The organism is Gimesia sp. (assembly GCF_048260065.1).
In the GTDB taxonomy this organism is placed as follows: domain Bacteria; phylum Planctomycetota; class Planctomycetia; order Planctomycetales; family Planctomycetaceae; genus Gimesia.
The window spans coordinates 26,232-49,627 of the sequence record NZ_JBLXHC010000016.1 but is presented as its reverse complement, the minus strand read 5'-3'; the positions used below and the strand labels follow the sequence as shown (position 1 = coordinate 49,627).

Annotated in this window: 12 protein-coding genes; 5 read left to right on the top strand and 7 right to left on the bottom strand. The window is 51.6% G+C overall.

The genetic code is table 11. The features are described 5' to 3' along the window. Positions 1-244: 244 nt before the first annotated feature. Both ACN0YN_RS24575 and ACN0YN_RS24570 read right to left on the bottom strand, forming a co-directional pair. A complete protein-coding gene (locus ACN0YN_RS24575; protein ID WP_417387678.1) occupies positions 245-2,629 on the bottom strand; it encodes an ABC transporter substrate-binding protein in 2,385 nt (794 codons plus the stop codon). 495 nt (positions 2,630-3,124) lie between these two features. Beyond that, a complete protein-coding gene (locus tag ACN0YN_RS24570; protein ID WP_417387677.1) occupies positions 3,125-8,311 on the bottom strand; it encodes a PVC-type heme-binding CxxCH protein in 5,187 nt (1,728 codons plus the stop codon). 346 nt (positions 8,312-8,657) lie between these two features. On the opposite strand from ACN0YN_RS24570, the gene ACN0YN_RS24565 reads away from it, so the two are divergent. Then, complete coding sequence (locus ACN0YN_RS24565) at positions 8,658-9,278, top strand: GntR family transcriptional regulator (RefSeq protein ID WP_417387676.1); 621 nt, start codon at positions 8,658-8,660, stop codon at positions 9,276-9,278. A 62-nt stretch (positions 9,279-9,340) separates the two neighbouring features. Here the strand turns inward: ACN0YN_RS24565 and ACN0YN_RS24560 are convergent, their stop codons facing one another. From ACN0YN_RS24560 to ACN0YN_RS24545, 4 genes are all read right to left on the bottom strand, one after another. Beyond that, positions 9,341-10,522: a fasciclin domain-containing protein gene (locus ACN0YN_RS24560; RefSeq protein WP_417387675.1), complete on the bottom strand. Its 1,182-nt coding sequence runs from the start codon at positions 10,520-10,522 to the stop codon at positions 9,341-9,343. Between the two features lie 244 nt (positions 10,523-10,766). Next, complete coding sequence (locus ACN0YN_RS24555; protein WP_417387674.1) at positions 10,767-12,566, bottom strand: exo-alpha-sialidase; 1,800 nt, start codon at positions 12,564-12,566, stop codon at positions 10,767-10,769. A 103-nt stretch (positions 12,567-12,669) separates the two neighbouring features. Beyond that, positions 12,670-15,678, bottom strand: coding sequence for a PVC-type heme-binding CxxCH protein (locus tag ACN0YN_RS24550; protein WP_417387673.1), 3,009 nt, complete (start codon positions 15,676-15,678; stop codon positions 12,670-12,672). Between the two features lie 184 nt (positions 15,679-15,862). Continuing rightward, complete coding sequence (locus tag ACN0YN_RS24545) at positions 15,863-17,476, bottom strand: sulfatase (protein WP_417387672.1); 1,614 nt, start codon at positions 17,474-17,476, stop codon at positions 15,863-15,865. 2,037 nt (positions 17,477-19,513) lie between these two features. Between ACN0YN_RS24545 and ACN0YN_RS24540 the strand changes: the two genes are divergently transcribed. Beyond that, on the top strand, positions 19,514-20,191 hold the full coding sequence (locus ACN0YN_RS24540; RefSeq protein WP_417387671.1) for a PH domain-containing protein: 678 nt from the start codon (positions 19,514-19,516) through the stop codon (positions 20,189-20,191). A gap of 6 nt (positions 20,192-20,197) precedes the next feature. Here ACN0YN_RS24540 and ACN0YN_RS24535 read toward each other — a convergent pair whose 3' ends face one another. Beyond that, positions 20,198-21,679, bottom strand: a complete 1,482-nt coding sequence (locus tag ACN0YN_RS24535; protein WP_417387670.1) for a PLP-dependent aminotransferase family protein — start codon at positions 21,677-21,679, stop codon at positions 20,198-20,200. Between the two features lie 118 nt (positions 21,680-21,797). On the opposite strand from ACN0YN_RS24535, the gene ACN0YN_RS24530 reads away from it, so the two are divergent. From ACN0YN_RS24530 to ACN0YN_RS24520, 3 genes are all read left to right on the top strand, one after another. Then, on the top strand, positions 21,798-22,289 hold the full coding sequence (locus ACN0YN_RS24530) for a carboxymuconolactone decarboxylase family protein (RefSeq protein WP_417375423.1): 492 nt from the start codon (positions 21,798-21,800) through the stop codon (positions 22,287-22,289). Positions 22,290-22,335: 46 nt separating this feature from the next. Beyond that, positions 22,336-22,770 (top strand): cupin domain-containing protein, encoded by a 435-nt coding sequence (locus ACN0YN_RS24525; protein WP_417387669.1) that lies wholly within the window; start codon positions 22,336-22,338, stop codon positions 22,768-22,770. A gap of 169 nt (positions 22,771-22,939) precedes the next feature. Then, positions 22,940-23,389 (top strand): DoxX family protein, encoded by a 450-nt coding sequence (locus ACN0YN_RS24520; RefSeq protein ID WP_417387668.1) that lies wholly within the window; start codon positions 22,940-22,942, stop codon positions 23,387-23,389. Positions 23,390-23,396: the final 7 nt, after the last annotated feature.

The window sequence follows — 23,396 nt, the reverse complement described above, 5'->3', positions numbered from 1 at the left end:
ACAACAGTTTCAGCAGATCGGATAAAATAGATACCTGAACTGACTTCAAGCGGAACCATCTGGTTTCATCAGCAAGACTTACGATCTACATTCGATGGAAGGCAGGTAAGAATCAAATGGGCCCGCAATTCTATAACGAACACCATTTCAGGTCAGCTACCGACAATTTCATAGTTTTTTAATAAAGCAGAATATAGCACAATTTTAACTCAAGCCACCAGATTGTAATCCAGTCAGGCAGCCTTTATTGCATATCCAGTTCATTGTACTGTGCTTTATTATTGAGAATTGTACCCCAGACTCGGTTGGAAGCCTGATGGCGCGAGGGGCCGAAGTTAATGATCGGACCGATCCCCAGATCCAGACCATTAATCTGTTCCAGAGCATTGATCAGATTTTCTGTAGTCAGCGGTTTGCCGGCTTTTTCCAGTCCTTTCAAGCCTTCCACCAGACATTCTGCCGCAATGAACCCTTCCAGCGAAACAAATCCCGGCTTGGAGAGAGGGTAGAACTTTTTCATAGCATTCCGGTACCGTAATACACCGGTGGCACTGGAAAGATAGTAGGGAACCACCTGAGTTACAATCACCCCATCTGCATATTGCGGTCCCATTTCTTTAAACTGCTGGGCCAGCAGTTCGCTACCCACAAAGGAAACCGCGGCAGTATAAATATTCAGATTACGATCTTTGAGATTCTGCACCATTAACGCGGCAGGTTTATAAGTTGCCACCATGATCAATGCTTCGATACGCCCCTGGTTCTGCTCAATCTGTTTCACCGCATCCGTAATTTGTGTAGTATTACGTTCATAGCCAACCCTGAAAATATTTTCCGGTTGGATTTTGTATTTTTCCAGAGCTTTCGCCACTCCGGCAAAACCATCATCACCAAAGGAATCATTTTGTGCAAACACAGCAATTTTTTCCGGTGCGATCTTTTTCTTCTCAACAAAATAGTTCACCATCGCCGCTGTTTCATCAGCGTAGCTGGCGCGGAGATTGAATACATAGCGGTCGGGAGGATCGCGTCGCAGGCTTTGTGCTCCGGTGAAAGGTGCAAAGAATAAATACTGGTTCTCATTGGCATAAGGAACAGTCACCTGGGCAGTCGGAGTACCGACATTCCCGATCACTGCGAACACCTTATCCTTTTCAAACAGGGTGTGCATGTTATTCAGAGCCTGGTCCGGTTCATACCCGTCATCTTTCACAACGAGTTCGATCTGACGACCACCGATTCCACCTGCCTCGTTGATCGATTTAAAACAGGCCTGCATTCCCATGACCATATTCGTTCCCAGTTCCTTATTGGCACCGGTCATGGCAGTGGAAGTTGCCAGGATGATTTTATCGCTGGTGACTCCCTGGGAAGCAGGTCCCGCTGGTTGTTTCGCAACAGCCGGCTCAGTCACTTTTTGAGGATGACTGTTATTCCAGTAATAGTAAGGAACCAGCGTCAACAACAGAAAAGTCACGAGAAAAATAACTGTATTAAACACCGTACTGCGCCAGGGTGCTGTTTTCGAAGCAGGAGCTGTTGCAGGATATCCTTCCAGCTCTTCCTGGCTCAGTATTTTTGTATCATCATACTTTTCTGCACTCGCTGTAATGGCCTTTAGATCCAGCAGCATTTCTTTGGCAGACTGGTAACGGTCTTCCGGCTTTTTGGCCATCGACTTACTGATGATAGCAGCGCATTTATCGGGAATGCTGGAATTTACATCACGGGGATCAAGAATATCTGCATGGCAATGGGCATACATGATCTGCACGATGCTGCCGGCATCTTCATAGGGATGATCTCCCGTCAACAGGGTGTAATACGTTGCTCCCAGAGAATAAATATCACTCCGCATGTCGACCGGTTTGGACTCGCACTGTTCGGGGCTCATGAAGTAAGGCGTCCCGATCAACTGACCATCCTGGGTGAGTTGCATCGATTGCTGGATGATTCGTTTTGCGAGTCCAAAGTCAGCAACCTTGATCGTCCCGTGGGCTGACTGCAGCAGATTTCCCGGTTTAATATCGCGATGCACCAGGCCGGAAGCATGAGCCACCATCAATCCTTCACAGGCATCTGCAATAATTCGCGATGCTTCCAGTGGAGAATAAGGCCCGATCGACTCCAGATGGTCGTCCGTACTGCCACCTGACATCAGCTCCATCACGATGTAATGGATGTCACCTTCCTGGTTGATTTCGTGTATGGAAACAACATGCGGGTGGGTTAAGCGACCTGCGGCTTTGGCTTCTGCCAGGAACCGATCCAGCATCATTTTATCGGAAGCCAGCTCGGCTGGCAGCAGTTTAATGGCAACGTCACGTTCGATCGTTGTATCGTGCGCCTTGTAAACGACCCCCATCCCCCCCTGTCCCAAGAGGCCGGAAATGGTGTATTTCCCCAGCTTCTTCCCAATCCAGGCGGCCGCTTTTTCAGCAGATGGCCCTTCCGGATGAAACGACGACTTACCGGTGACACTGTCACCGCCAATCATCGTCTTGTCGATCTCTTTGATGTTGATCGGCGGAATTTCATCGACCGTTTCTTCCTGCGCAGGGTCGACGGGCGGAAATTCATCGACGGTTTCTTCACCATCTATGGGATCTTGATAACCTTTGTCCGACACGGGTCAGTTCCCAGAAATACGATCGTCTCAAACGAGGTTTGTTTACGCCCCGGAATGCAGGTTTCCAGTCAGGCGTCTAAGTAGTTTAGAGAAATATCGATTCACCTCAAAGCCACAGTGTCCCCTTGAACACTTTCACAGCGCGTTGAGATTGAATAGTGAGGCTTTTACAGATATACAAAATCATCGTTCATAAAAATATTTACGCAATCGATTTTTTCCAAACTCGATAGAATATTCATGAAAAATCAACGAGAACAGGGAATGTACACACTCGCTGTACCTATCTACCTCCAATAACGGCAGAACGTTGGAGTTGACACCTGTTTTTCACCAATTATTTCCAGAAGGTGCAGAGTTTTCTCTGCACCGAAAACAGGGATTTCGGAGATAGCAGAATCAGAATAACCGGCATAATGAAGTAGATATCGGCTCCGTTGCTGGCCAGGTTGACACGTCCAGCCAGTCTAACTGCTAAAGAGATTCGGTCAATATTTATTGACTGGCAACACGCAGACGGACTGTTTTGAGATCCAGCAATGCTTTGTTGATTTTTCCATCACTGCGGACCGTCAATTTCGTCTGGCCACCGGGAACGGAGATCGTACCGACTTTGCGACTCTGATAAACGTCCCAGCTTCCCGTCGCGGCAACGGGCCAGGTCAGACGTTGACCTGTCACTTCCAGCTGCATCAGATTACCGGCAACTCCCGGTGGGCAGGCATATTCCAGGTACACGTCATATTTCCCGGACTTCGGAACATCCATGATCCAGACGGCCCGGTCATTTTCACTCTGCCAGTACCCCAGGTTTTTATATTTATTCTCGAACTTCAACGTCTGGCCATAAATTTCAGCAAGTTGTGGAGTCAAAAAGTAATCTCCTCTGAGTGCCTCTGCCTGCACAACAGCAGGTTCATTTCCCTCGAATGTTTTGCGGGGGAGTTCCGTTGCATTCAGATAAGCAATCACATCAGCCAGATCCTGAGGAGACATATCTTTCTCCAATCCTTCCGGCATCAGTGATTTCCCCGTGCTGATCAGTTCCTCCAGATCATTCCGCAACAGAGTTTTAGATTTACCATCAGTTTGAACCAATGTGATACTTTCCCCGCTCTCCGAGGCAAGCAGCCCGTTAAATGTCAGACCGTTGACCGTGACTGCCAGATAGCTCACATATTTATTTTCAATCGCCCGGTTCGGATCCAGTATCGCTGTGATGAGTGCCTGAGTTGATTTATCAGTTAACGCTGATAAATCCGGGCCGATTGGTTTCCCTTCCTGATTCAGCTGATGACAGACCGAACAGCGTTTCACAAAGATCTGATGTCCCGACTCCGCATTTCCCTTGAGTTCCAGTACTTTGGAATACTCTTCCACAACTTTCATTCGATCCGAGTTCGCGGTTGAAGCCAGCAGCTGTTCTGCCCGCTTGCGAATGTTTTTGTCTTTACTGCTTAACAGAAGCTGGCGACTGGAAGCGTCGATCTCAGCCGGGAGAATGGTTTTCTGCTCCAGAGCCGTTAAAACAGACTGGCTCCAGGCACTGCGACTCAATAAAGCTTTCAACACTTCAGCACGCAGGTCGGGACCGAAACTTTTCCAGCGTTCAAGTAATATTTCCGGTGTCTTTTGAGTTCCGAATTGTGACAGTTCCGCAACCGCGGCGCTTTGCAGTTCACGCGAGTTGCGGGGAGAAAGCAGATCAGCCAGCAGATTCAGATCTTCATCACGCTGTGCAAAACCACGTCCAAGCAAAGCAATCACATCTCGACGCTGTTGCACAGCAGCAGTTTCATCCGCAACGATAGTCCGTGCTGCTGCAAACAGGGGTTTCAGCTGATCAAGTACCGCCTGTAATTGTGGATCAGATTTCTGATAGAACTGTGCAAGAGTCTGATTCCGTCTCCCCAGAGATTGAAGCAGAGTCGCAACAGCACGGAACTGCCACGGTTCGTATGGTTTCCCGGCTGTTTGCTTCCCGACAACCTGATAGATCTGCTGCAATGTGACCTGATCTTTGCTCGCAACCACCATCGCCACCAACGCGTTAAAGCTCTCTGCGGGAGGCTGTTTCCCCTTAAGTTCCTGAAATAACGCGGTTGTAAAGGAATCCAGATGGGAACCAGTCGAACTCAAAATCGCAGTACGCAGGTAAACGTCCCGATCATGCTTTAATACCAGCCGCGCTAACGCAGCTCCCGCTTCCGGTGAGTTCCATTCCCCCAGTGAGTAAGCCAGCTGCATCTGCACCTGCGGATCAGTGTCATTCACCAGGTTCAAATACTTTGAACCGATCGCCGGTGACTCATTCACGAAGTTTTCACCAATCCGGATCGCATGGCGGCGTACCCCCGGATGCGAATCTGACAAAGCAGAGAGCACTTCTTCCGCGGTAACCTTACTTAATCCATCCAAAATACACAGGGCATGCAAACGGGCTGTTGCTGCTTTGCCCATTGCTACCATGCGTTTCAAATCTGGTACTGTCGAAAGCAGTTTCCGACTGACGATCCACTGATGAACCATATCACGCTGAGTCCCGTTCGGACTTTCCAGCACCTGTACCAGTTCCGAATCTGACAACTGATCCAGCCGGGGAACCGAACGCAGCGGAGTCTCATCTTTGACAATTCGATAGATTCTCCCCTGCTCTTTCCCGGCACGCAGATCCAGTTTTTCCTGCATCTCCTGCGGAATCCATTGCGGATGCTCAATTACATGACGATACATGTCCGCCACCCAGATCGCGCCATCAGGACCGGTGCGAGCCATTGTGGGTCGAAACCAGTTATCCGTCGAAGCCATGAACTCGGAATCCTGTTCATTCTCTGCCCGCTGGCTGGTGAACGTGGTCCCTTTGGGAGCGACAATCTCTCGATGCACCAGATTATGGACCGGTTCGCAGATAAACGAATTACCCACGTATTCGCTTCCCAGTAATTCATCTCGATAGAAACAGAGGCCGCAGGCGGACGTAATACGATTCACCTTATTGAAATCGTTAAAACGAACCTGCGTCTTGCTGACAGGAAATATCGTGGCAGCGCCGGGTCGAATGGAAACCTGGACTTTCGCATCCGGGGCAATCAGACTTTGGTTACGGCGGAGATAGTGATCTGCCAATGCATAATGAAACGCGGGGTTACTGTTGTTGCTGCCAAACCAGTTCCCCCAGTCATCCCGTTCCCGACCAAACTGAGTCTGCCCGGACTGCGGGTCCATTAATCCGGAGTCCGGCCTGATGCGCAGATCCCGCCGCCCAAACGTCAGCTTCTCTCCCGTTTTGACAGACAACAGATCGCCACCGGAATCACCGTTGGCCAGATAAATCCAGTTATCCAGCCCCCACCGCAGGCCATTGACGCGATGCTGCTGGTTCCCTTCACCAAAGCCGGTATAAAGTGATTCCCGTAGGTCCGCTTTCCCATCGCCGTCGGTATCTTCTGCATAAAAGACTTCGGGCGCGGTTGTCACAATCGCCCCCTTCCGCCACGACATGACACCGGTAGGATATCCCAGCCCCTCTAAAAACAGAGTCGACTTGTCATACTTGCCGTCGCCATCAGTATCTTCCAGATAACGAACCCGCCCGGCGAATTTACCGCTTTCATCCACTCCCAGTGGATAGTCCGCCATTTCTGTCACCCAGAGTTTTCCATCAGGTCCCCAGTCGAAGGCGACCGGATCCTGTACCAGCGGTTCAGCGGTAACTAGTTCCACATGAAATCCGGGTTTGACTTGAATGCTTTCAAGTGCAGCAGAAGGAGACCTGGGTTGCGGTCCCTGTAACTGCATTAATTCTTCAAATGACTTGCCGGCGACAAGATGTTTCAGTTTGGCAGTATCTTCATTTTGAACCCAGAGGTGTTTCGAGTGGAACCAGGCACCGTTATTCGTGCCATTACGTGAAATCGCAGGGACTTCGCCAGCATCGTTTCTCTGTTTATCAAACAGTTGCTGCCAGCCTTCCTCAATCGATTTAAACAGATGCAGCGAATAGCGGCTCTCATTGGAAAAGAGTGCATCCTCAAAGCCATCTTCATTAATATCTACAAACCGCAGACCGTCATCACGGCCCTTTGCATCGACAAGAAACGCCTCTTCGGGAAGCGACCAGGGAAGCTGCTGCCATCTTGAATCTTCCACAGACCACTTGAAAACAGCCTGTTGAGCGGGATTCGAAACGATCAGCTCGCATTGACCATCGTGGTTCAAATCACGCAGACGAAGTCCCTGATCGATGCCTGCTTTGAGAATGAACAATGACTCCTCGCCTGTAGGTAAACCGGCCAGAAGTCTTTTGTCTTCAATCCAGTTTTTGCCATCAAAACGCCAGGAGTTCGATTCATCGGGAGTCAGTGTGAACAACACCACCTGACCATTCAAGATACCAAAGCGACTGCGAATTGACTGGGTCCCGTCGGCAGCAGACTTTGAAACCAGCTGAGTCGGAAAGGCACTTTCGCTCCAGCTTTGCTGATCCGGGTTCCAGATTCGTGTCTTCTGCACGCTCTGATTGCCGATCACGACGTCCATGAAACCGTCACCGTTCAAGTCCAGCAGCCGAACTCCATTATCAGCCCCCTGCTGATTTCGCAAAGGTTGACCCGCCAGCAGATGCTGATTCATCCGGTCGAGAACTTCCCGAAACGAAAGAAACTGCACCGCGGCTCCATGCTTGACAGTCGCATGATCGATCAGTTTGATGACCTGCTCATTACTGATCCAGCCATGCGGATGGAAGACCAGATTAAACGTTCCCTGTTTGACAACCGTCGCATCCAGCACCGCGGTCCAGTCGCGAACCGTGAGCGGATTCATCGGTTTCTGGCGATGCTGGGCGGACCAGTCACTGGGCGTCACACAAGAAAACTCCCAGCACAAGCGTGAAATCGGGTACGGATAGGGATAGTCGAAGATGGTATTCACAAAACCCCGATCCACGGGAACATACTTCTCGATCCGTCCCTGACCGTCCGGATCGACAACATACTCTCTCGGCAGTTCCGGATCTTTGTCGGTGAAAACATGGAAGACCGAAGTATCAATCTGCAGAAAATTTCCCTGGGAAGACCGGCTGTTGAAAATCTCAGTAAAGAACCGGGGACTTACTGTATTCAGGGAATCGCAACAGGGCATGCGATAGGCCACCGGCTGACTGTGAGGGATTTCGTTCAGCAGATCGACGCAGCGATCTACCGTCCCTTTGGCTTTTTCGAAATCCCGATCCTTCAACAGGGGACAGGGATGATCATAGGTGTGTACCTCAATACTGACTCCCTCTTGAATCCATTTCTGCAGATGAGAGTCTACCGGATCTACGCGGCAGGTCATGATGCTGACGCCCGCGTTGCCGTTGATTTCTTTGAGTCGCTCCAGAATGGGGCGCAGATAGGTTTCGTACTTCTGAACATCCCGCATGTCGTCAATCGCGAGCACACAGACTGCTTTGACGGCTGGATCTCCATACCACTGCGGCGTCGTCAGCTTGGGGAAATGCTGCGAAACATAGTATGGATCATCCTGATCGAGATAGACCAGGCGGTTTCCTGTTTCGACATTCTTCTCAGCAGCCCCAAGGATGCCAGGCAGAAAAACAAAACTCAATATCAGAACCGCGAGACCTCGAAACCGATTGGAACAGGCGGATTGAAAAACATCTGTGACTGACAGAAGCATCTGGAATTCTCCAACTCGTAGAAGCCTGGCACACAGACTTAAAAGCCTGGTAACCGACGATTTTCAGGAAACGCTCTTCCTAAGAGTCTGGCTGCCCGCTGGTGGTATGTCAACCAAACAAAGCATTAATTGTATACAATCTCTGCAACACTGCCAAAATCCAGAAACCTGTCCCCGTTTTCTTAAAAACACGAAACAATGAACATTTTCCAGCTGTTTTCATAAATCCTGCAATCGCTACCAATCAGTAATCCCAAAATAAGAATTGCAATATTGTTCACAATTACCCAGAATAGTAAACCCCTAATCAACCCAGACCTGTACCACAAATCAACCAGGAAACAGCATGTCCCAGATCGAGTCAGCCGCGAATCAGAGCCAGGACATCGTCGAACAGTTACGGATGGAAATCATCACCGGACGATTTGAAGAAGGCATGCCCTTAAGAGAAGTCAGCCTGGCGGAACGCTTCCAGGTCAGTCGGGCCCCCATTCGCGAGGCTCTCAAGCAGCTCGCTCATGAAGGCATGGTCGAATCCAAACCAAACTGTGGCATGCGCGTGGCTCCTGCTTCTTCTGAATCCATGCAGGAACTGGTTATCCCTCTCCGACAAACGGTCGAATCCTTTGCCTTGAAGTCGATCTTTGCTGATCTGTCTGAAGCCGACTTTCAGGAATGGGATGAGCTGCTCGACGAAATGAAAGCCGCCTGCGAAAGCCGGGATTATATGCAGCTTACCGAACTCGACATCAAGTTCCATCAGTCGATTGTCGCCAAATCTCCCGAGCAGGGCCTGATGTCCATCTGGGTCACTCTCGTCTCCCGACTCCGCCGTCACTTCCTGGCAGGTTTCCAGAAACCGAACGACCCGATGAAAATCTACTACGAACACGTCGCCATCGTGGCCATGTTTCGCACAGGTAAACTGGAACCATCCCTGCAGGCACTCATTTCCAATATCGATTAAAAAACTCCCGCAGCCACCAGACATAAAGTGACTACGGGAGCGAATGATTTCAGGATATCATTTTACAAAGAAGAGAGTTCTGTATAAGCATGATCCAGGGCCGTTCTCAATCGCCAGGCCTGTTGTGAGACACAATTCATCTGCTGCGATTCATTCAGAGCATGTTTCATGTTCATGCGAATGCTTGCAGGCATACTGTCCGTAGTTTTAAGGACGTCCTGCATCGTCTTCTGATAGAGCTGAGCTGTTGCGTGATAATCACCACAGTTATAGAGATTCGCTCCCCGTGCTACCGCATGCTTGATTTTTTCTCGAGCTTCGGTTGCGCTGAACTTCTTATCTTCCGGTGGTATGATCACTGTATCGATCACATGAATGACACCGTTAGAAGCATCGAGGTCGGTCATAAGCAGCCTGGCATTGTTGACTTTTGCAACGCCGTCTTCCACTTTGATCATCACGGGCTTACCCTGCAAGGTTTTCGCTTTCCCTGCTTTCAAGGCATCTTCTGAATAGACCCGTCCTGCGACAACATGATACTTCAGGATCGCAGCCAGCTTGTCTTTATTCTCAGGCTTCAACAGTGAAGCAACAGTCCCTTCCGGCAGTTTCGCGAAGGCATCATCCGTTGGGGCAAATACCGTGAAAGGTCCCTGTTCAGACAGCACATCCGCCAGACCAGCAGCCTTGGCAGCAGTGATCAGAGTCTTAAATTTCTCTGCATCGACAGCGGTTGTGACAATGCTCTTCTCACTGGGTAGTATCACTTCGTCAATCACATGGATAATGCCGTTAGAGCACATGATGTCAGTGGCCTCGACGGTAGCACCATCAACTTTCACTTTTCCGTCTTTAGCCATGATATCCACGCGTTGTCCATTCAGTGTTTTCGCTCCTTTGAGCTTTGTCACCTTGCTGGCAGGAACTTTACCTGAAATGACGTGATACTTGAGAATGGCTATCAACTGATCTTTGTTTTCCGGCTTCAATAATGATTCTACTGTGCCAGCGGGTAACTTCTGAAAAGCGGCATCAGTGGGAGCCAGTACCGTGAACGGGCCATCCCCCTGTAATGCTCCGACCAGGTCAGCAGCCCCTAGTGCAGCTGCCAGTGTTTTAAACGATCCTGCCTCAACCGCAGTTTCTACAATGTTTTTCTTTTCAGCGGCATGGATCAGCGTGGCTGACAATGTGACAGCAAAAGCGGTGGCCACAGCCGCTGACTGCTTAAGTAAGCGATTCATCAATCAGACTCCTTGGGTGATGAGATATAGTTGACTCGGTTTCTAAGTAACTTAAGAGAAACGTAAGTGGCCACTACTGTTTCCAAGCTATTAATACCTTAGATCGACAAGGCTGATTGACAACCAGCAGTTTGAGAAGATTCCAGAAATTCCTGACTGCTCCTTTCCAAAAAGTGATAGCAATATCTGATTAAGAACCGGTTAAGAGAACAGGCACGGCAGATCAGAAGATGCCTGAAACAATTCAGTTACCAACTGCTGCTGGAGAGTCAACCTGCAAAGACTTCACCGGCAGAATCGACAGACCACAATCCTCTTTCCCGATTGAATACACAACATACAGTTTCCCGTCATGCTCATGTGCATAAGGGTACGACCACTGCTTGCCTTTCGCGAACCCGGTAAACCGCGGCGGTCCTGACTTTCCCTGTCGAATGGTCCACATGCGACTGAACGTCGATTCGCCGGGCCTGCTGACGGAAATCACCAGTGTATCCCTGTTCTTTAAATTAGAAACCAGATACTGCTGCCCCGTACTCAACATCCCCAGGTACGCCTTGGCTCGTGGCATGGGCAGATTGGCAGGCCGGGCGACCGACCAGCTGCGACCGTTATCCTGACTGGTCGAAACCCACGCCGTCCCCCCTCCTCCACGAATGATCGCGCGGACATTCTTTCCATCAAGACCAACCGTAGTCTCAGCAAAAGAGGGAGCCAGTTCAGGCGGATATGGAATCAGTACCGTATCCCAATGCAGCAGATCATCCCCATGACTGATGGCGACGACCGGCAGTCCGTCCTGATCCTGGCCGCCGGTAATCAGATTCCCATCGGGCATGCGAACCGGTTCATCATAAGGCCAGCAGTTCTGCATCACGTTGCCCTTTGACTCCCACTGATCCGTCTTCTCATTTAACACAAACGCTTCGCCTGTTAAACCGGGAAATCGCCTGGCTGATTTACCCACGCCAAACCGACTGCAGATCGTCCACAATTTTCCCTGGTGTTCCAGCAGGACGCCATGACTGTGTCGCTCAGGACCCTCGAAACCGGGGCCGATCATTTCCAGTTCTGTCCAGGTTTTTCCGCCATCAAGAGAACGCCTGCCTTGCAAAGTTTCATGTGGTCCATTCTCATTTTCCGGGCTGTTCGCCCAGTTCGCATACAGAATCCCATTATGATCAATAATGGCAGCGCCATGCAGAAACTTGTATCCCTCCTTCTCAGCCCGATGAATGGTCTGATGCGTCATGCCGGGGACAGCAGGAATCGTTTCGACATCCGCGGGGATCGGCGGCCCCGTCCAGAGCGTCACGGGTTCCGGCAATGGTTCCACTTTGCCCGGACTCGGCAGTTGTGCCCCTGCTTTAATTTGCAGATCGTCAATCAGATACCACGCCTTCTCTGCAAGCCGTGTCCCCGAGACGACCGCAAACCCCGCCAGATCCAGGTCACTGCGATAAACGTGCAGAGTCCTCGTGGGAGAATCCGGCAACGTATCCTCTCCCGGTTTCGATAACCAGAAATCAATGCCAGACTGCTGCGCATCAACCAGAATCCGCAGTCGATGCCAAACTGGCTCCGCCGGGTCCTTCGAAGGTTTAACATCACTGGAAATCAATCGCCACGATCGTGTGCGACCGTCATACTGTTGCAGCCTGCCATTCTGAATACAGAGATTCAACTGGCTCGCATCAGTCCCCTCCGGTTCGAACGACCACAGATTTAACGATCGCCCCGCACCCGTTGAAAAGGCAAATGAAAGTTCAATCAACACTCTCTGTTGAGGCTCTGAAAACCGCTGCGTGATGGCTGTCAAACCGCCTGAGGAGGATCGCACGCTCTTCAAAGCATGTTTTGACCCACCAGCCCCCTGCGCGATAACTTTCACATCCGGTGTCGTCCCGGGAAGAAAAACTGACCAGCCTGCAGGTACGGTTCCCACCTGATCGGTTTCAAATCCACTCTGATAAATCAGATCATCCGCGGCGTTCAATACAGCGGGAAACAGCAAACAGACAGACAACAGCAGCACAGTTTTCATAAGTTGACCTTTCAGCGCAGAAAGTCGATTTTCGGTTTTTCTATATCTTATCCAAAACCGGACCGACTTTCAGCCATTCGTGCCAAACGGAAACCGTCCGCAGCTATTTGATCGAATTCAAATAGGCGAGCAGATCCGCCATTTCCTGTTTGTTGATCTGCTTTTCCAGTCCTTCCGGCATGAATGACAGACGCGAGCTGATCAGCTCATCAATGTCGATCCGCAGCACCGTATCGCTCGTGCCATCCGCCCGGGCAATCGTGATACTGTTGGCATTCTCTTCCTTGATCAGACCGGTGATTGTCCTCCCCTGCGTCGTCACCAGCAGATACGTGACATATTGTGGCTTCACCTCGCGGTTGGGATCGAGAATATTCAGCAGCACCGCTTCCGTTCCCCGGTCCTTAATCGCTTTCAGGTCGGCTCCCAGTTGGATGCCCACATTTTCCAGACGATGGCAGGCCGAGCAGGATTTCTTGAAGACCTCTTTCCCGCTGGCGGCATTCCCCTTGAGTTTCAATGCAGACTGATACTCTTTGATCACATCAGAACGTCCGGTGAGACGTTCATTATGAAACAGCGATTCCGCCAGCTTTTTGACGGCTGGATCCTGATTCGTTTTCAGCAACTGCACCCGCTCCGGACCAATATCACCGGGATTGATGTCTCCCGCTTTCACCGCATCCAGCAGACTGACCAGCCAGGGTTTACGGGAAAACAGCGTCTCAACGGCACTCATCCGCAATTGCGGACTCAACCCAGGCCAGGCTTCAATCAGCAGTTCCGCGACACGGTCATCGTTGACCAGACCCAGCGCCGTGATCGCTTTCTGGCGAACCGGCAGAGGCTGCTGCACCGACAGCAATTCTTCAAACACCTCCTGCGTTTCATCGAAGGGTCCAATACTCAATGTCGGAATCGCCTCCACACGTGCTTTCACCGCAGCCTTGTCATTCGTCGCCTGGGCAATCGCTGTCTGCATCATCCCTGTCAGCAGCTTCTTGATTTGATCACTCTCAGATTTCGCCACGACCTGCTTGGTCTCATTGGAAGCACGAGACAGCAGATTGCGAAACAGAACCTCCGCCAGCTTCTGATCGGAAGTCGGCAGTGATGCGAGTGAAGTCAGCACCCGTTTCACATTCCCCGCTTCCTGCTGGGCTCCAATCTGCACGGCTAATGCGACGAGAAACTGCTCAATCTGTTTCTCTTTCAATGCCTCTGCATCTTTAATCAGAATTTCGAAGACTTCGCCGGCCCCCTGATCCAGCGAACTCTGCACCGCCATCCGCATCCACTGATTGGAGGCGCGTCGCTCCAGCAGATCCGCCAGCGCCTGATTGCGCGCCAACGATTCAAATGCTCCCAGCGAGAATGCCGCCTGATACTGTACTTCCAGCGAAGGATCTTTCGCCAATGCAATCATCTGCTGCTGAATCGCTTTCGCGTCCGCATACTGTTCGGCGATTTTCAATGACTGCTTGCGAACCTGGAAACTTTCATCCTGCAGCCCTTTCAGCAACATCGCAGCATCGAGCGATTTCAAAGCCTGCAGCGACCAGAGTGCCGTCGCCCGGGTGATTGGTTTTGAAGAACCTGCCGCCAACTGCTTCAGTTCGCTGGCAACCGAAGTATCCTGACGCTCGTACAACAGTCGCTGCGCGGTATCGCGTGTCCAGCCGTTATCACTTTCGAGTAACGCTACCAGTTCCTGTGAACTCAATTTTGTCAGTTCGGCCAATTCAGGCTGCTGAAATCCTTTGGGAACGATGCGATAAATCCGCCCTTTGTCCTGTCCGCCAACTGGATCCAGATGCTTGATCACTTCTTCCGGAATGAACGGCGCCCCTTCGATTAATTCGCGATACATGTCTAATACATACAGAGCACCTTCCGGCCCATTTTCAAATTGAACCGGTCGGAACCAGACATCCGTCGAAGCCAGAAACTCCGCATCCTGGTCAGCACGCGGCGCCACCAGCGACAGTCCGTCCGGCTTGGGAGCAGCACGATACACAAGATTATTTGCCGGCTCGCCGACAAATAGATTCCCCTGATATTCTGCAGGCCAGGCACCGCCACGATAAACGGTAATCCCCGTCGCTGCAGTGAAGAAACCGGAAGGCTGACCCTTTTCGTAATCCCCCCGCTCACTCGCTGCACGAATGCGAGACCGCAGCACGCGCCACGGTTCAACCTGACTGATGCGCAACAGCTTCGTGAATTTTCCACCGGGGGCAATCGAAACCGGAGCAGCCGGCGGAGCCAGGTAAGGATTGCGGGCGATATACCGGTCATCGTACATCAGCACCTGCATCGGGATACTGTTGGCGCAGACAAACTCACGATTCCAGTTCCCCAGGCTCATGCCATGCTGTCCGCCTCCGGTCGTCAGTTCAATCGTGCGCGTTTCCGGATCCAGAATCACGCCGCGCCCTTTGGTGTTGTAAACCTTCTTCTCTTTGTCGGCGGCGAGCGTCACATTCCCGCCATCGATGCCTGTGGAGAAATGAATTTTGTTATCCAGCCCCCAGCGGAAGGAATTGATCATTCCTTCATCGCCTTTGTCGCGACCAAATCCGGTCATCACCACTTCGCGAACATCAGCAATCCGATCTCCGTCGGTGTCTTTACAGTAATACACGTAAGGCGGTGCCCCGACAAAGACGCCCCCCTTATAACTGAAGACAGCGGTCGGCAGTGTCATGTCAGACAGAAACGGATAACTCTTGTCGAACTGACCATCGCCGTCAGTATCTTCCAGCAGTTTGACCGAGCTGTAACCTTCCTTGTTCGCATCGTTGTATTCCGGCATTTCGACTACATACGCACGACCGCGGGCATCAAAGCACATCGCGACGGGATCGCGAACCAGAGGCTCTGCCGCCACCAGTTGAATCTCAAAATCAGGATGGATCTTGAACGACTTCAACGCCTCTTCCGGAGTGCGTGGCAGAATCCGAGGCATCTCAGCTGAATAATCGACCTTGGGTTTGCTCTCCGTTTTATCAGCCGACTGCACGGTCAGCGTCAGCCCGGTCAGCAAAACCGATATGAGAACGAAGGCGAACACAGAAATACGAAATCGTGAGGCAGGTACATAAGAAGGCATGAATCAATCCTGTTGAAGGCTCAGGAGGCGGGGAACGGGATAATATTAAACATCCCTAAATAATATATTTTCTGCATTATAAAGCAGGAATCACAGCAAGTTGAAGCATCCGATCCCGATTCTGATCCATTTTCTTTAAATCAGTATCCGCTGATGCAAGTACCTGTCTGCAACGCGTGAACGTTCAGTCCTGCATCAGTTGTTTCAGCTCTGCCTGCATCTTTTTGATAGTCTCTTTCTCAGCCGGATCGTTGATCAGGTTCTTCATTTCATAAGGATCATGCTGCACATCGTAGAGTTCGTCCATCCCCTCCAGTTCGTTGTATTGAATGTATTTCCAGCGTGGCGTGCGTACCGCCGTGTATCCCATTTTGACCAGTCGCGGAAACACGGTGTCACTGTTGTACTCCACCAGAAACGACTGCCGCCAGTCCGCCGGATGTTCTCCTTTGAGCAAAGGCACCAGGCTGCGACCATCATACTTCTGATCGGTTTTGACATGCGCCAGATCCAGCATCGTGGGTGCCAGGTCCACACTCACAGCAAATTCATCAATCACAGTCCCCGCTTTGATAACAGGGGGATAACGCACCAGCAGAGGCACCCGAATCCCCTCTTCGTAAGGCAGCCGTCGCTCCACACTCAAACCATGTTCGCCGTACCAGTAACCATGATCGCTGGTGAAGACAATGACCGTGTCGTCAAGTTTTCCCTGCGACTCTAACAGATCACACAACGAACCCAGCCCTTCATCAATGCCGGCCAGCATCCGCAGACGATCACGGATCACTTCATCATCGGTCCCCGTCTTCTGACTCAACGGCGGCAGTCCCGGCACACTTCGTTTCAACGCCCGTTTTCCTTCGAGCGTATCCACCACGTTCAGACGACGCGGAATCGCATCATCGCTGTATAGTTTTTCGTGTCGTTTAGCCGGCATGAACTTCGCTGCGGACGGATCGGTAATACTCCCATCGTCGCGCTGCGTCAGTTCCGGATGCAGCGCCTTGTGCGCGATGTAAATACAGAACGGCTTCTCTTTCTGTGCTGCGACGAACTCATTCACCTTCTGATTCAAAGCATCCGTCGTATGCCCGGTAAACTGAATCCGCTCGCCGTTAACGTTCAACGTTGGATCAAACGAAGTCCCCTGCCCCTTCATACTCACCCAGTAATCGAAACCGGGGCGGGCGGTATCGTCATTCCCCATATGCCATTTTCCGACATACGCAGTCGCGTAACCTGCTTTTTGAAGTTCCTGTGGAAACGTCTTCAGCGTATGGCTGTGTTCGCTGCGGTTGATGTTATCGAAAATTCCATGATTGTGCGTGTAGCGTCCCGTCAGCAGACAGGCCCGCACGGGAGAACAGAGAGGCGTGGAACAGAAGGCATTGCGGAACCGGGCCCCTTCGCGGGAGATCCGATCGATGTGTGGCGTCCGCACAAACGGATGTCCCATGCAGCCCAGTTCGTCCCAGCGCAGATCGTCTACCAGCACCACAACGATGTTAGGCTGCGCGGGAGCGGCTTTCACAGAGACCGCATTCAGACAGAGACAGACGACCAGACAACACCAGACCAGAGTCTGCACCATGACGAACCGGGGAAAACGTTTCACGAAAACTGCTCCTGGTTGAGATTCATAAATCATCGTCTGAGCACGCGGACGAATTGGTTGAGACTTCACTGTACCAGACTGCCCGGTTGAATCAAGTAAGCTGGCAGTTTTGGCAGGACCGGAACCAGACTTCCGACCTGCTTCACAAATCGCAGTACTGCTGCTCTGTCTCCCTTTCATCTGTTTCTTCCTGCATAAACTCATCTTGACTCCACCGAGCCAGCAGAGATAAACGCTAAAACGTGTCGCGCGCGTGACCAGTTTACAGTGCACTGAAACACGCGTCGCTTGTTCCGCTTCTTCACTATAAAACAGCCCGTTTTTTCCAGATTTGCACTGCCTGTAACCACAGAGGTTCCGAAAGTGCTCGTGTGGGTCGCCGCACATCGCAGTCCCCTCGCCCCGGCACCGCTTCAACATCGCAATCCATCGTCCCCGGATCAACCTGTATCGCCACATCGTTCCGAATTTCCACTTGCTCCCCCCGCGCCCTTGCATAAGATTCATCCTCGAACGGGAAACCCAATTTCCGATCACCGATTCAAAACGAAATACAAAACCAGCCAGATAAGAAACCCCGCATGTCCCGATCATCCAGGCGAAAGCATTATTGAAAAGTGACCCACGACACCCAGAACCTGACATCCAACTCATTCCTTTTTCGCGAAGTTTCGTATTTTTCGTGGTAGAAAATAATCAGCCATCGAGTGGCACTGTTGGCTTGATCGGGTGGCACTGTTGGCTCGCCCAACAGTGACTGTCACAACCAGCTCATTTCAGAGTACAAAGGTCATTATAAAAGAAGCACCCCCACCCCCGCAGATGAAATTCCCGAACCACTGAAGAAGAAACAGCCGGCTTAGTAAGTTCTACACAATTCACAATAGAACAGATTAGCCGCAGGGCATCAGCCCCGGTTGTGTTACGAACTTGTCATCAACCGAACCGACCTCTGTATGGCTGAAGCCAGAAAAGGAACTACCACGAAAAACACGAAACCACACGAAAGTAATAAAAGGGTGAGCCCGGATGCACATCCGGACCAGGCAAAGTGAGCAGAAAGCTGTCAGTGAAAGCTCACTGAATGTTAAATCAGTTTCAAATTTGGAAAGCTATGCAGAACCAGAAACCATCAATGTAGTAAGATTAGGAAAAAGGTGATTGAAACAATTATTCACTTGATCCAGGAGGGGATTCGATTCGTTGATTCAAATACCGGGTGAGACTGGTTTAAACTGACGGTTTTGCAGATGTTTTTTCTTAATACAAACAGGTGCTTGAGATGCTCAGCGCATTATTTATTACTTTATTCTGTGTGATGTCCGGTGCGATCTGGCTATTTATGGCGTACCGAAATTCGCGGTTACGACTCAAAGGTGAAATATTATTTATTGCATTGCTCTCCTGGCTCTCGAGTGTGTTGCTCATTTTAAGTGTTTTTGGATTGGACCTCATAATAATTCACATCTGGCCTGATCTGTCTCATCTGTGGGAACGTTTAGAATTTGTCGTGATTTTCTTATTCTTTTGTATTCTGCTTTCTTCTTTGATATTCATTCTGTTTTCTTTTCGAGTGGAATGGTTTTCTAAAAAAATAATAGCAAGTTTCTCACCGCGTGATGAAACCGATCAAATGAAATAAAGATTGCGAAGAGCAGCATTATTAACCGAAAACATTCATCATTAGCCCCGGTTGTACTACGAAATTGTCATCAACCACACCTGCCTCTTGACGACTGAAGCAAGAAAATTAGCTACCACGAAAAACACGAAACCACACGAAAGAAAAAAAGAAGTAAGCCAGGAATCATATCCGGAGCCCCCATTTGTTTTCAATTCGCATAGTTTCGTTGGTATCAATTAATCTGCATGAACTGCGTTAAACGACTCATGCGGCTCACGTTCAATCACGTATTGCCAGCCTCACAAACGCCGGGCCTTCCAGAAACGAAGCCACGAGTTCAAGCTTTCGACGACTCTTCACCGTCAGTCCCCGGTTCATATATCAGGATTTTCAACCGACGATCACTGGCACTCGAACGACCACAGTGATCGCCGGCCGACCGATCCTGCCAGCAAAACATCTTCACCTGGGGAGCAATCAGCCATCGCCCCACGAATCCCGCTCGGGTGGAACGATATTCGCATCATGTTGAAGTGAAACTCCACAAGGCCGCATGGGCGGCCCCGTTCATAGCAACTGCAGGGGATTTACAGATGACTGATTCCGAAACACATACCAGCCATGCAACGCGAACTCTCGCCTATGAATGCCCCCACTGTGGAGCGGCCAATACAGTCGATCCCACTGCGATTGGCGAGCTCGTCACCTGTGTGAATGACAATTGTGGTCAGGTCTTCAAGATTGATGCCCCCGCCGGTCACCTGCTTCGCGACGACGATCCAAAGGTGGTCGCGGCGCGGGCCCATCATCGGGATACCTCGGTGTCTCAGGCTGAGCAGGAACTCTTCACCGTGCACCCGGCGATATTCGGTAATCATCCGTTCTCGTTTCTTGGGTGTCTGCTGGTTATCATCGGGGGTATTGTCGGGGCAGTGATGGGTCGCGACGAGTTGATCCAGTTGTATTCCGGATTGATTCTCGCCTTAGCAGGGGGCTTAATTCTGTCGTACTGGTGGCTTCAGACCCGGTTCCGATCCGTGACCGTGACTTCAAAACGAACAATCTACACTCAGGGCATCTTTTCCAAACAAACGAGCGAAGTGCAGCACGATGACGTTCGCAACATGCAGGTGGATCAGAGTTTCTTCGATCGCCTGGTTGGCGTCGGACACATAGCAATCTCCAGCTCCGGCCAGGATGACATGGAGATCGACGTTCGCGGACTGAAGTCACCGCAGCGGGTGATCGACATCATTCGCGAATATCAGTAGGATTAATCACTTGAACGCCGCCGCCCACGCGCGGACCGCTTTTCTGATCGACTTCTCATCAAAAGCCGCGAAGCCCAGGATCAGCCCGCGGGCCTGTTTCGGTTCCCGGGCATAGATGTGCACCGGATGAAATTCCACACCGGCCCGCTGTGCCGCGTCCATCAGGGCCCGGTCCTGTTTCGCCGTCTTCCCCTGCACGACCAGATGCATGCCCGATTCGGGCAGTTCCAGGTCAAGCTGATCCCCAAACTCGCTCTTTAATGCGTCATACAGGCAGGTCTGACGCGTATGGTACAACGATCGCATCTGGCGAATGTGTTTCAGGAACTGACCCGATTCGATAAATCGATGCAGCACCATCTGCATCAACGGTGGAGAGAACCGATCGTTCAGCCAGCGGGCGTACGCAAAAGCACCTGCGATCTGTTCAGGCACAATCAGGAACCCCAGCCGGATCGCCGGAAACAGCAGCTTGCTGAAAGAGCCCATATAAATCGTTCTGCCGCGCTGATCCAGACTGCTTAGCGCTGGATGCGGGCGCCCCATGTACCGGAACTCGCCATTATAGTCATCCTCGATAATCCAGCTCTGCTGCCGTTCCGCTTCCGCCAGCAATTCCAGCCTGCGATTCAGGCTCATCGTCATCGCCATTGGCCACTGTCCGCCCGGCGTCACATACATCAGCTTCGGAGACTTCTTCCGCGCGGGCACCCGTGCCAGGTCGATCCCTTCCCGGTCCACGGGCACCGGAGTGATGTTAAATCCCAGCAGTTCCAGTAACTGGTTGGCGGGCGCGTTGCCCGGTTCCTCCACCCAGATCTCATCCCGTGGCTCCAGCAGTACCTGCGTCACCAGGTGCAATCCCTGCTGCGCTCCCGATGTGATGATCACCTGCTCTTTGCTGCAGGAAACACCCCGCGAGACTCCCATGTACTCAGCAACCGCGGACCGCAACGGTTCATACCCCTGGGCATCACACTGTTCCAGATGCCGCATCGACCAGCGGGCCTGTTCATTCGCCAGACGATTCCACGCTGCCCGCGGGAACTCTTTCACCGCAGGCAGATGCGGTCGGAACGGCTCCGCCTGGGCAGCAAATTCCGGCATCCAGCTGGCGTACTCATCGAGCAGTTTTCCCGATGCCGACAAAGACGCTTTGAAATTATTCTCCGACGTTTGCGTCCGTTTTGCATTGCCAAACTCAAACGCCTCAGGCGGAAACTGCACGACCCGCGTTCCCGAACCGGTTTCCGATTCCAGGTAACCTTCCGAAATCAACTGCTCATACGCGGCGAGCACCGTATTCCGCGAAATCCCCAGCATCTGCGATAACTTGCGACTGGAGGGGACCCGCGAGCCTGGCGTCAGCATCCCGCTGGAAATCCCTTCGCGAATCTGATCCTCTAACTGCTGATACTGACTCTGATTCGCCGATTTCTCAATAAAAATCGCTTCAAATTCGAATCGTTCTTTAGCACGTCGGCTCATGAAAAGTGGCCCCAACTGATTAACCCAAAGTGGTTCTTTAACGGGTCCATCGTACTGGTATAATCAGAGCATCACAAGCAGCTCATTCCCACACATTTGCAGATAAGGAGACAATGAAATGTCCGGAACCCGCGTCAATTATTACAAACATGTCGGCAAAGCCGCCCAGCACCTGATGGCCATCGAAGAACTGCTCGAGCAGACCACGCTCGGCCCGAAACTCCTGGAACTGATCCGCCTGCGGATCTCACAGATCAACGGCTGCTCCTTCTGTGTGAACTATCACACCCAGGTCCTCGGCCTGCTGGAAGAAACTCCCGAACGCATCAACCAGGCCGCCGTCTGGGAAGAAGCCCCCTGTTTCACCGCACAGGAAAAAGCCGCCTTTCGCTGGGCCGAAACCCTGACCAAAATCTCCGACACCCGCTACGTCAACGATGATCTGTACCAGGCCACACTCGACGCCTGGGGCGAAGCCGGCATCAGTGAACTCACACTTGCCGTCGGCATGATCAACACCTGGAATCGACTGGGCATTGCCTTCCACACCGATCACGGCTTCATAGACCAGCTCCTCCGCGCCAAGCGCAACGAACTGGCTCATGCCTGAAATTCTGTCAGAAAAAATTTACGGATACTAGCCTGGGAATTCTACTGTGAAATTAAACAGCGTCTCATCAGCTACCCTGTTCTTCATCAGCGTCTGCTGCCTTGCTGCATTCACGTTTGCAGCAGGCGCAGCAGAACCGAAAGTCCACGTCAAAGTGCTGCGTGCGGATGAACTCAAACTGCAACAGAACGGCAAAAGTATGACGGCCACGATGCTGGAAGTCACCCTCGATCCTCTCGCAGGCAGCCCGCCGCATCGGCACCCCGGTTCCGTCTCCGGCTACATCATCGAAGGCACGTTCGAATTTCAGGTCGGCGATGGTCCTCTGCAGACCTTCAAAGCCGGCGACACGTTTTTCGAACCCGCCATGATCCTGCACCGCATCGGCCGCAACCCCGATCCTGAAAAACGAACCCGCTTCATCGTCACCATGGTGCATCCCTCCGATGCAAAACAACTGGTGATCCCTGAACCCAAATAAAAAAGCGTCATAAATTAAACCGTCGCACACACTCATTAGCCGCAGGGCCTTTGCCCCGGTTGTGCTACGAAGTCGCTATCAACTAAGCCAATCTCTTGATGGCTGATGTCAGGAAATGAACTACCACGAAAAACACGAAACTTGTGATTGATCTACAGAAAGCAACACCGTGAATCCCCCTTCCACGCGTCCTGAACGTCTCACCCGTATTGCCCTCTATTTTGTCCGCCTGGCTCTGGCAGCCTCGTTCCTTTCCGCCGTCGCCGATCGCTTTGGCTTGTGGGGCGCAGCCGGCACCGGGGAAGTTTCCTGGGGCAGCTTTTCCCCGTTCGTCGACTTTACCGGCCTGCTGCTCTGGTTCCTGCCCGAACCACTGGTCCTGCCGTTTGCCTGGGCCGCTACCATCCTGGAAGTCCTGCTGGCCATCGGTCTGCTGATCGGCTTTCAGTTACGCTACGTTGCCTTCGCCAGCAGTCTGTTACTTTTGACATTCGCCTTGTGCATGACCTTCGGCACCGGACCCGAAGGCCCCCTCTCCTTCTCCGTCTGGACCGCCTCCGCCGCCGCCTTTTTGCTGGCCACACATCCGCAGCTGCAACGAAAGCCTGCTGAAAACTAAGTCTCTC